This window comes from Algoriphagus sp. (genome assembly GCF_024642405.1).
Lineage (GTDB): Bacteria > Bacteroidota > Bacteroidia > Cytophagales > Cyclobacteriaceae > Algoriphagus.
Window position 1 is genome coordinate 1 of sequence record NZ_JAHEBC010000128.1, and the last position, 10,418, is coordinate 10,418.

General features: G+C 36.5%; 9 protein-coding genes. 1 reads left to right on the forward strand and 8 read right to left on the reverse strand.

What is annotated here, in order from left to right; genetic code table 11:
- Positions 1–351: 351 nt before the first annotated feature.
- The 5 genes from Q0L68_RS11105 to rpmH are packed head-to-tail and all read right to left on the reverse strand — an operon-like array spanning position 352 to position 3,808.
- The gene (locus tag Q0L68_RS11105) at positions 352–861 is read right to left on the reverse strand and encodes a DUF2480 family protein (protein ID WP_296702935.1); all 510 of its coding nucleotides are present in this window, start codon (positions 859–861) and stop codon (positions 352–354) included.
- Positions 858–1,550 (reverse strand): tRNA (adenosine(37)-N6)-threonylcarbamoyltransferase complex dimerization subunit type 1 TsaB, encoded by a 693-nt coding sequence (gene tsaB, locus Q0L68_RS11110; RefSeq protein WP_296702937.1) that lies wholly within the window; start codon positions 1,548–1,550, stop codon positions 858–860. The genes Q0L68_RS11105 and tsaB overlap by 4 nt, the downstream gene beginning before the upstream one ends.
- Positions 1,551–1,552: 2 nt before the next feature.
- Positions 1,553–3,214, reverse strand: a complete 1,662-nt coding sequence (locus tag Q0L68_RS11115) for a S41 family peptidase (protein ID WP_296702938.1) — start codon at positions 3,212–3,214, stop codon at positions 1,553–1,555.
- Positions 3,207–3,599 (reverse strand): ribonuclease P protein component, encoded by a 393-nt coding sequence (gene rnpA / locus Q0L68_RS11120; RefSeq protein ID WP_296702939.1) that lies wholly within the window; start codon positions 3,597–3,599, stop codon positions 3,207–3,209. Before rnpA ends, Q0L68_RS11115 begins: the two co-directional genes overlap by 8 nt.
- A gap of 50 nt (positions 3,600–3,649) precedes the next feature.
- Entirely contained in the window at positions 3,650–3,808 is a 159-nt protein-coding gene (rpmH, locus tag Q0L68_RS11125; protein WP_092900477.1) for a 50S ribosomal protein L34, read from the reverse strand.
- A 136-nt stretch (positions 3,809–3,944) separates the two neighbouring features.
- Between rpmH and Q0L68_RS11130 the strand changes: the two genes are divergently transcribed.
- Positions 3,945–5,585: a M61 family peptidase gene (locus Q0L68_RS11130; protein ID WP_296702943.1), complete on the forward strand. Its 1,641-nt coding sequence runs from the start codon at positions 3,945–3,947 to the stop codon at positions 5,583–5,585.
- 59 nt (positions 5,586–5,644) lie between these two features.
- Here Q0L68_RS11130 and Q0L68_RS11135 read toward each other — a convergent pair whose 3' ends face one another.
- The 3 genes from Q0L68_RS11135 to Q0L68_RS11145 form a co-directional block, all read right to left on the reverse strand.
- Positions 5,645–7,693, reverse strand: a complete 2,049-nt coding sequence (locus tag Q0L68_RS11135; RefSeq protein WP_296702945.1) for a pitrilysin family protein — start codon at positions 7,691–7,693, stop codon at positions 5,645–5,647.
- 27 nt (positions 7,694–7,720) lie between these two features.
- Positions 7,721–9,049, reverse strand: a complete 1,329-nt coding sequence (locus tag Q0L68_RS11140; protein WP_296702946.1) for a pitrilysin family protein — start codon at positions 9,047–9,049, stop codon at positions 7,721–7,723.
- A gap of 225 nt (positions 9,050–9,274) precedes the next feature.
- Positions 9,275–10,270: an adenosine kinase gene (locus tag Q0L68_RS11145; protein ID WP_296702950.1), complete on the reverse strand. Its 996-nt coding sequence runs from the start codon at positions 10,268–10,270 to the stop codon at positions 9,275–9,277.
- Positions 10,271–10,418: the final 148 nt, after the last annotated feature.

Consider the following 10,418-nt stretch of genomic DNA (forward strand, 5'->3'; position numbering starts at 1 on the left):
ACTGTCCATATGACCGCACAAAGCAAATCACATGAACCTTCCCTCGTCTTCCTCAGGTTATTATTTTTTTCGCCTTACATCACTTCAAAGAACTTTTTCCTAATCATTTTTAGGAGTTGTCGAGGTTCGTTTCCCCGAAAGCGAGTGCAAATATCGGGATTTAATTTTTGTTTCAAAACTCAAATCGAAAAAAAATTATTTTTTATTTCTTCCCTTATTCACTCTTTTTAAAAACCCCTTGAGTCTTTTCTCAAATGGGAGTGCAAACATAGGGCTGTTTTGCTAAATTCACAAACTTTCATGCTGACAAAATCATAAACTTTTTAATGATTTTTTGCAGCTATTTAACAATCAGGACTTTGATTTTTTAAACAAAGGAACAGTGCTGCATGGTTCACCATACATAATCGATTTTGCCCTGCTTTGAACTAATGAAACAATTCGTCCATAGGCAAAAAGTGGGATGGGGAATTCAGAGCATCCTTTTACGATTACTGGCCTATCCTGAAATGAATTTAAATCAAGATGACTCAAACATTCCTCTACAATCATTATTTCCAAAGTCTCTAGATTACCTACTGCGTATCCTCTGGATATTCCAGTAAGATAGGTTGCCACTAACATAAATGCCCAATTTGGAACGATAGCATCTGCACTACATAATATAGCCACCCACTTATTATTGTATTGACTCCAATCAATCTCTTTTAAGGCAATGCGGAAATCCTTTTCTTTTATCACCAGACCTTGAAACAAAAAAGGTTCGAGGTCAAAAACCACTCTTTCCTCTTTTGGATAAATCTCCTCAAGATTCAAAGAAATAATTGCACTTTGGGCAATTCTATTTACGATCTCACTCATGATATCAATAATGGGTTTTTCTTAGACTTGAGAACTTTGAATTCTTTTAGATAGTTCGGAACAAAATAAGCGAGATTCTCAAATTCACTTTTTTGAAATTTCAGCCAGGCAATTTCTCCTACCTGATCAGCAGAAATCTTTTGTTCTAAAAAGGCAGCATTCCGATGAGTAATTACTTCTTTAACTTTTTGAACCGCATCTCCAATAAAATAAACAGAACCATTCTCTAGATATTTTTCAAAGGAAGTTGCTTCTATTACTTCTGAATCCAAAAACGCAACTGAATTCATTTGGTAATCAAAAACCTCTCTATAAACCTCCATCCGCCGGGCATCAAGCATGGCAATGATTTTGGAATCAGCTCCCGCTATGCTCCTAGCCCCTCTTGCTAAAGCTTTTAAAGTACTTACTCCTATTAAAGGAATAGACAAAGCGAAGGCTAAACCTTTAGCTGTTGATACTCCAATTCTTAATCCAGTATAAGAACCCGGTCCTTCTGAAACCGCGATTGCTGCTAAATCTTCGCTTTTACATTTACAGGTGTTTAGCAAATCATCAATTAAACCTATAAGTCGCTCCGAATGAGCTCCCGGAATATTTACTTCTTTTACTCCCAATAAAGACCCATGATCATGTATTGCAACAGAGCATACAGGGGTTGATGTCTCCAATGAAAGTATCAATGCCATGATTATTTTGAAGAAGCTGTTAAAATTTGGTTTAACTTATCTGGAATTGAAAGAAAATTCAAAGCTTCCTTTACAGCTGGATCATCAATCAAACTTGCTTCAATCATTCCTTCCTGGAAATAATATCTTGACACGATTTCTTCTGATAAAATCTTCCTTATTTCTTTTTGATGAGTAACCAAATCTTGCTCTTTACTATGATTTACTTTAGCCTTGATAGCTTCAATTTGAGTTTTTATTTCATCATAGTATTCTTCTTTCTCTGCATAGTTTGTCAGATCACTAACTGATTTCTCCAAATAGGTAGTGTAGTCATATTCTTTGCCTTCCAACCATTTAACAAACTGATCATATTCTTCATCTGAAATTGAAAATTCCGAAGGGTTGGTTATTTCTGGATGGGAACGAGCATATTCTGTTGCAAAATCAAAAATATGGCTTCTTGCAACAAGGCTGTAAGAAATTGGAGCATAAGTGACTTTATCTACCAACTCATCTGGCTCTATCCCTGCTCCATCTAAAACCAATCTTCCATTTTTAGTCTTGAACTCTTTTCTCAAAGAATCTGGTACCGTCGTAATTTCTCCATTTTCCCTCGTTTGTGCATAATCAATTGCTTGAATACATCTTCCACTAGGAATGTAATATTTAGCAGTAGTAATTTTCATTTGGGCGTTGTAGGAAAGCGGTATAGTCGTTTGCACTAATCCTTTGCCAAAGGACTTTCTCCCAATCAATACAGCCCGATCATAATCCTGAAGGGCTCCAGCTACAATTTCAGAGGCTGATGCCGAATTTTCATTAATCAAAATCACCAATGGAATCTCTTTGTCCACAGGTGTCTTTGTAGTCTTGTAGGTATAATTGACATTTTCGAGTTTGCCAATTGTTTTTACTATTTCTTTTCCTTTTGGAATAAATAAGTTTACTATTTCTGCGGCTTCATTGACTAGACCTCCTGGGTTATCTCTTAAATCTAAAATCAATCGATCGACTCCTTGCCCTTTTAAATCCAGCAATGCATTCCTTACCTCGTTAGAAGCATTTGTAGTAAATTCGCTTAATTTAATATAGCCTGTGTGATCATCTACTTTCCCATAGAAAGGGACATTTTTAATTACAATTTTTCTTCTGGTCAAATTAAATCCCAAAGTATCATCACCTCTTTTCACTTGTATAAATACGTCTGTATTTGCTGGACCTTTCAGTAATGATGAAACATCAGAGGTAGCTTTATCAACTACTGAGACTGTGTCAACCATTAATAATTCATCTGCGATCTTCAGGCCAACTGATTGGGCAGGAAAACCAGTGTAAGGCATTATAATAATATTACCTTGACCTCTATTTCCAATTAATGCACCAACTCCACCATATTCACCTGTCGTCATCACTCTAAAGTCAGCTGATTCTTCTTCAGGAATATATGTAGTATAAGGATCCAACTCTTCCAGCATTGCATTAATACCAATTGTGACTAATTCATCCGGATCTATTTCATCCACATAATATGAATCCAACTCACGAACCATCGTAGCGAAAATGTCAATATTTTTTGCTAGCGCAAATAACTTATCGTTCTTGGTTTTAAAAGCAAAAAATCCTGAAAAAATGATCGTACCTAGTACAAAAACTAGTATGTATTTCTTAAGAGATTTATTCATGATCTGGAATATTGGAATTGAGTTCTTTGACTAGTCGCTTGAGTATTTGAATGATTTTAGTCTCTACTTCGTGAAACCCCATCTTTACAGATCCCACAAAAATCAGCCCTAAAGTCAAACCGTTGATTTCTAATGATGAAATCAATTGTTTATTAAGTCTGTATGCCTCTTTCATTCTTCTTTTGATGAAATTACGATTTACTGCCTTTTTGATTTTCTTCTTCGAAACGGAGAAAAGTACCTTGGGGGTTCCATCCACTACCCCCTTTTTAACAAAAAATTGAACTTTAAAAGGGTATAAAAAAAAAGAGGAACCTTCGTTAAAAAGTTCCTTGATCTCTTTTTCGGCATGAAGCCGCTCACTTTTTGGAAGTTTATAATTCATTACAAGGAGTATAACCGTATGTGAACATACGAAAACAACCTTAAAGAATTTTACTTCTTCAATGTCTTTTCAGATGACACAGATAATTTGTGTCTTCCTTTTGCTCTTCTGGCTTTCAATACTCTTCTACCGTTAGCAGAAGACATTCTTTCTTTAAAGCCGTGCTTATTTTTTCTTTTTCTGCGAGAAGGCTGGAATGTTCTTTTCATGATCGAATATCTTTATCTATTTGCTTCTTGGACTTCCTCTCTGAGGAATAGGCCTCAAAAAGGACTGCAAAGATAAGTAGCATTTTTTGAAATACAAACCTACCCTATACATTTGTTATATACTAACTTGATATCTATGCACAAATATACATTAAGATGCTCCAACCCTTCTTCTCAATTTCTTCAAATTCAGTTGGAGTTTACTTCGATGAATGAAGATGAAATCCTTTTACAATTACCCGCTTGGCGTGCTGGACGCTATCAATTGGCAAATTATGCCCAATTTATCCGTGGTTTCCAAATCCAAAATAAGCAAGGTGAAGTTATTCCATTTAAAAAAATAAGCAAAGATTGTTGGTCTTTCGAAGCGAAAAAAAATCATAGTTATGATATAAAATATGATTTCTTCTCCTCCAGAATGGATGCCGGGGGTGCTTGGATAGATGATCAGCAGATATATATTAATTTCATTAATTGCTGTTTCGAGATAAAAGGAACTAAAAACCATCCAATTGAACTTCAAATCGATCTTCCATTTTTTAAGCAACAAGTTTGTACTCTTCCCAAAAACAAGTCAGGAAATTGGTATGCAGATGATTTTCAAATGTTAGTAGATTCTACTTTGGTTGCGTCCAATACACTAAAACAATGGCACTATAATTCGGGAAACACGCTATTTAATATTTGGATTCAAGGTGATATTCATTTTGAGAAAGATATTTTTCTAGACCATTTTCGGAAATTTACTGATACTCAAATTCGAGATTTTGGGGAATTCCCAGAACTGGAATACCACTTTATATTTCAATTACTTCCTTATCCACATTATCATGGGGTTGAACACCAGAAAGGAACAGTAATCACTTTTGGACCAGCTGAAAGCCTTTCTGATCCTGCTCAAATGGAAGACCTTTTAGGGGTAAGTTCACATGAACTATATCATGCTTGGAACGTATGCAGGATCCGTCCAATAGATTTACTTCCTTATGATTTTTCAAAAGAAAATTATAGCCAGGCGGGCTGGATGTTAGAAGGCATCACAACTTATATGGGTGATTTGTACCTTTTAAAATCGGGAGTTTTCACTTTAGATACCTATCTAAAACAAATTGAAGGCGTCCTCAAAAAAGAAATCCTCAACCAAGGCTGGAAAAATCAATCAATTTTAGAGTCTAGTTTTGATCTTTGGTTAGATGGATACCAAGCCGGGATTCCAGACCGCAAAGTGAACATCTATTCCCACGGATGTCTCATTTGTTTTTGTCTTGACATTATGCTTTTAGAGCAGGGATGTAGCTTTCCTGAGTTTATGAAGAAGGCTTGGTTAATATTCGGTAAACCCAAAATCGGGTATACCAATGAAAGTTTCTGGAATTTATTACTGGATCAAGTGCAAGACCCTATGCCATTTCAAGGTTTCTATGATCGGTTTATATCTGGCAAGGAAGACTTAATCCTCTTTTTCTCTGAAAAAATAAGACAACTAGGTTTAGAACTTGAATTAACTCCCAACCCAGATTTATTGGCAGGTAAACTTGGCATTTTAATCTCCGAGAATAAGATCACGAAAATCCACCAAGATTCCCCAGCTTTCATGGATTTAATGATTGGAGATCAAATCAAATATCAAGAATCGGAAAGCCAAATTCATGTAGTAACCTCAAGGATCAATGGTTCTTTTCACGAATTCAAATATGAATCAACAGGGAAATACTATCCTAACCCAATTTTAAATATTGGAGAAGAGATAGGGTTAAGAAAGAAGTGGTTGAAATAAAAATGCCCCCAAAAAGTCAGGAACTTCTTGGGGGCATATCATTTAACTTCCCTTTTTTACTATTTAAAATCAGCTTCTGTGAGTGAAGGATTGATTTCTAAGGTTTCTATTTTTGCTTCCAAAGGAACAGGTAACATCGGCGACTTCATCGTCCAAGCCATGGGTATCAACACACCGTTTTTCTCTTGGTAGTCGCTGTAAAACGTATCCCCGGATTTTTCATTTTCATTTTTGATTTTCAAACCAGAATCAACCGCATAATAGTTGATCACTTTGGCACCTGAAGGATTAGAAACAATAACTTTATATGCTTCGGTACCCTCTACATCTTTGACACCATCTAGCTCCAAAGAATATCCCAAAGCTTCATAATATAATTCAGGGATAAACAAAGCATTCATTTTTGCTTCTTCATATTGCTCATCAGTCATCTCCATAGTTTGACCTTGTGCAGAAACAGATCCTTTTCCATCCATCATAGTAGAACTCTGCATGACATTTCCCATCACCATGGTTTTTTGACCGAATCTCATGTTTGAATCATCAAAAGTCATAGCAATTTCTACTGAATTCCCCATCACGTCTGCTGCCATTATCACTTTCGCAGCTTTTATAGATTTTGCAGCATCTTCTCCGCCAATTGCTGAGATATAATTTTCCAGCACTTTGGAAGCAGTCATACTCGCATCAGCCATCACAATTTCCTTGGCAGGATCTGCCATATTATCGTACATCCTAACTTCTCCAAACTGCGCCAATTTATCTTTGATTTCAGCGCCATTACCTACTGCTGTGATATACATTTTGTCTGGCTGAATTAAATCAACAGCAGCCTTATTAATATCCTCCACAGTGTAAGAATTCATTTTTTGAAGATAAGTAGCGTAATAATCCTTAGGGAGATTATAGCGTTCGGTATTCAATGCAAAGTTTGCAATCGTAGACGGGCTCTCCAGTGAGCGTCCAAATGATCCAGCAAGATTTGATTTGGCTTTTTCTAGTTCTTCTTCTGTCACGCCTCCTTTAACAAGACGATCTAATTCATAAATAAATTGTACAACAGCAGAATCCGTAACTTCAGTTCTTACTGCCGCATTTGCAGAAATTCTACCGATCAATTTATCAGATGAAATGGAAGAATATGCTCCATAAGTATAGCCTTTATCTTCTCTTAAGTTCATGAATAATCTAGAAGAAGAACCACCTCCCAAAATCTGGTTGACCAAACGGCTTGAAATGTAATCTTCATCGCCTATTTTCAAATCGAGAGGCTGTACAATATTGATATTCGTTTGCACAGAGGAACTTCTATCCACTAACCCTACCACATTTGCTTCTGGTCTTGTTGGAGTTTTATAAGTGAATTTTGGTACATCCCCTGCTTTCCAATCCGCAAAATACTGATTAACAACCTTCTCTGCTTCTGCCTTATCCATATCTCCTACGATCGCCAAATAGGCAATATTTGGCTTGAAAAATGTCTCGTAATAATCTTTGACATCTTCCACAGTGATATTATTAATCGTTTCTTCAGTCGTCACCTCTCCATAAGGATGGTCTTTACCATACAACACTGCGTTGGTTAATCTAGAAGAAATCGCTCCCGGATCATCTTTACTAGTAGCGAGTCCTGTTAGCGTCTGCTTTTTTAATTTGTCTAATTCTTCCTGAGGAAAAACCGGATTATAAAGCACATCGGCCATCAATTCTAAAACTTTTGATTGGTGCTTTTTCAGGGAGGAGGCGAAAATTGAAGTGGAGCTTGCAGACAAACTTGCACCGATAAAATCAATTTCCTCATCTAATTGATCCTTTGTTCTGCTGGTTGTCCCGCCAGTCATCATTTCCCCAACAAATCCAGTCAAACCTGCCTTATCGCCTTCTAGTAATGGATCTCTTTCCAAAACTAAGGTGAAAGCTACTCGAGGAAGTTTGTCATTCTTTACCACAAAAACTTTTAGACCATTATCCAATGTGAAGGTTTCTGCTTCTCCGATATTGATTTCCGGAGCTGGTCCTGATTTAGGAAATTGGCTTCTGTCCAGCTGTGCAAAACTCACCACAGCTACCAAAAAGCTTAATACAAATGATATCGTTATTTTTTTCATGTCAATTTGAATATTAAGGTGAAACAATTATTGAGCTGGTTGCTGTGCTTTTGGTAAATAATACAATACAACTCTTCCCGTTAGATCAAGATATTCTTTCGCTACTCGCTGAATATCTGCCTTTGTTACCTTGCTGTATGCATCCATTACTTTGTTGATGTAATTCGCATCACCATAAATTGCATGAGCTTCAGCCAAGTTCTCTGCGATTCCATCCATAGAAGAATTACTACTCACAATGTTGTTTTCCATGATGTTTTTCAGCTTCAAAAAGTCCTGATCACTTATCCCTTCATCCTGTACTTGACTAATCAATTTGTCAATTTCTGATTCCAGGTCTTTTGGCTCAACTCCCATATTGGCTATACTGTACATGATGAAAATCCCTCCATCTTCTAATTCCAAAGGTATAGCAGCTACAACTAATGCTTTTTGTTGCTTATCCACTAACTCTTTTGTCATCAAAGAGGATGCTCCTCCGGTCAGATAAGTAGAAAGCATAGATAAGGCATAAGAATCTTCATCTGTTTTTGGAGGAAGGTTATAAGCCTGAATTACTGCGGGAATCTGAATATTATCATAAATCACATCTCTGATTTCTTCCGACTTTTTAGGCTCGGTTACGTTAGGTCTGTAGATTTCCTTTTTACCCATTGGGATTTCGGTGAAATATTTTCTCACCCAATCTTCTGTTTGTTTGTAATCAATATCCCCTGCGATTGTTAAGGTCGCATTGTTTGGCACATAGAAATCTTTATAAAACTGCTGGAATTCTTCAATGGATGCTGCATTTAAATGATCCATCGAACCAATAGGTGCCCATTGATAAGGATGCTGAGAATATGCTCTTTTTAAGGTTTCTGGAAGAATCGTTCCGTAAGGTTGATTTTCATATCGCTGACGTCTTTCTTCCTTTACCACTTCGCGTTGAGTCTCCACACCTGTCTCATCAACTTTGGAATGAAGCATTCGCTCACTCTCCATATAAAGAGCCAATTCCAATTCATTGGAAGGTAAAGATTCATAGTAATAGGTGATATCATTTGAAGTATAAGCGTTCAGTGTTCCACCTCTTCCCTGGATGATATTCATGTATTGCCCCCGCTCAATGTTTTCCGAACCTTCAAACATCAAGTGTTCAAAAAAATGAGCGAAGCCTGTTCTCTCTGGGTTTTCATTTTTTGAACCCACATGGTATAATACGGAAGTCACCACTATAGGAGTGCTTTGATCTTGGTGCATGATCACATGCAGGCCATTATCTAAATCAAACTCTCTGAATTCAATTTTTTTTTGGGCCATGGACGGGAGACTCAGTAGCCCTGCCATGATACCTAATACTGTAAATTTTCTCATTGTGATAAGATTGGGTTGTTAAAATTCTCTATTGTAATTCAATCGTGAAATTTTTGAAATTGTTTTAAATGTTTACATACAAATACAAAAGAGGATATTTTCTTGTAAATGGCATCCAATTTAAAACTTTCTACTAAAAAATACGATATAGAAGACTTTCTAAAATTTCCTTTGTTAAATAATTATAAAAAAGCTTCGCCGTCTACAAAAGCTTAGTTCTCTATGTCAAGGATTTAAGCGATTTAAAATATCTTTTGCTTGATGCCATTCTAGCCTAGGACCAAATTGACTTACTATTTTTGAACTAGCCATAGATGCTAGTTTTCCACTGGATGCATAACTATGCCCATTAGTGATGCCATACATAAATGCCCCAGCAAACATATCTCCTGCCCCATTGGTATCTATTGCAGTAGTTTCATAAGGCTCAATGTCAATAAAGGTGTCTCCATCAAATATCATCGCTCCGTTTTTCCCTTGAGTAATTACAAAATGCTTTGCTATTTTCTTTAATTCTTCCCGAGCTTCCAATAAATTATCTTTACCCGTAAAAATCATTGCTTCTTCCTCATTAGCAAAGAGCAAATCTACACTGGCACCTACTACTTCTGTCATCGGATCTTTAAAGTACTTGACCATGGCAGGATCAGAAAAAGTCATGGCAACTTTCACTCCATTTTCTTCTGCGATTTTCTTCGCATGAATCATCGCATTTTTCCCATTCTCTGAGGTGATCAAATACCCTTCGATATATAAATATTGGGAATTTAGAATTGCAGTATCATTGACATCTTTAATAGAATAAGTGGATGTAATACCAAGAAAAGTATTCATAGTTCGCTCCGCATCTTCTGTCACCATAACCAGACATTTCCCAGTGATCCCTTCTTCAAGATGCAATTCATTTAAGTTATGATCTACACCGGCAGATTTCATGTCATTCATGAAAAAATGACCCATCTGATCGTTAGCAACGCGGCAGGAATAATAGGATTTCCCGCCAAACTGACTAACTGCAATCACAGAATTAGCTGCAGAACCTCCACATTGCTTCTTGGCTTGTTTTGCATTGATCACTTCCATCAGTGCATTTTGACGATCTTCATCCACCAAAGTCATCAAACCTTTTTCTACACCATTGTCAGCAAAAAACTGATCGGTTACTTTAAACTCTATATCTACAAGAGCATTTCCGATGCCCGTTACGTCGTATTTTTTCATTTTATAATTAATGGAATTTGTAATGTTTTAAGGTTGTATTTATTATGGTCATTTCGACAACGAGGAACGAGAAGGAGAAATCTCTTAATTGAAAAAGATCTCTCCCTTTGGTCGAGATGACGTGAAGATCAATCTTCTCATCTATAAT

What these genes read in the sequence shown, in the direction of transcription:
- Q0L68_RS11105 (WP_296702935.1), bottom strand. Translation starts at nt 861, where the DNA reads ATGAGTGAGATCGTAAATAGAATTGCCCAAAGTGCAATTATTTCTTTG.
- tsaB (WP_296702937.1), bottom strand. Translation starts at nt 1,550, where the DNA reads ATGGCATTGATACTTTCATTGGAGACATCAACCCCTGTATGCTCTGTT.
- Q0L68_RS11115 (WP_296702938.1), bottom strand. Translation starts at nt 3,214, where the DNA reads ATGAATAAATCTCTTAAGAAATACATACTAGTTTTTGTACTAGGTACG.
- rnpA (WP_296702939.1), bottom strand. Translation starts at nt 3,599, where the DNA reads ATGAATTATAAACTTCCAAAAAGTGAGCGGCTTCATGCCGAAAAAGAG.
- rpmH (WP_092900477.1), bottom strand. Translation starts at nt 3,808, where the DNA reads ATGAAAAGAACATTCCAGCCTTCTCGCAGAAAAAGAAAAAATAAGCAC.
- Q0L68_RS11130 (WP_296702943.1), top strand. Translation starts at nt 3,945, where the DNA reads ATGCACAAATATACATTAAGATGCTCCAACCCTTCTTCTCAATTTCTT.
- Q0L68_RS11135 (WP_296702945.1), bottom strand. Translation starts at nt 7,693, where the DNA reads ATGAAAAAAATAACGATATCATTTGTATTAAGCTTTTTGGTAGCTGTG.
- Q0L68_RS11140 (WP_296702946.1), bottom strand. Translation starts at nt 9,049, where the DNA reads ATGAGAAAATTTACAGTATTAGGTATCATGGCAGGGCTACTGAGTCTC.
- Q0L68_RS11145 (WP_296702950.1), bottom strand. Translation starts at nt 10,270, where the DNA reads ATGAAAAAATACGACGTAACGGGCATCGGAAATGCTCTTGTAGATATA.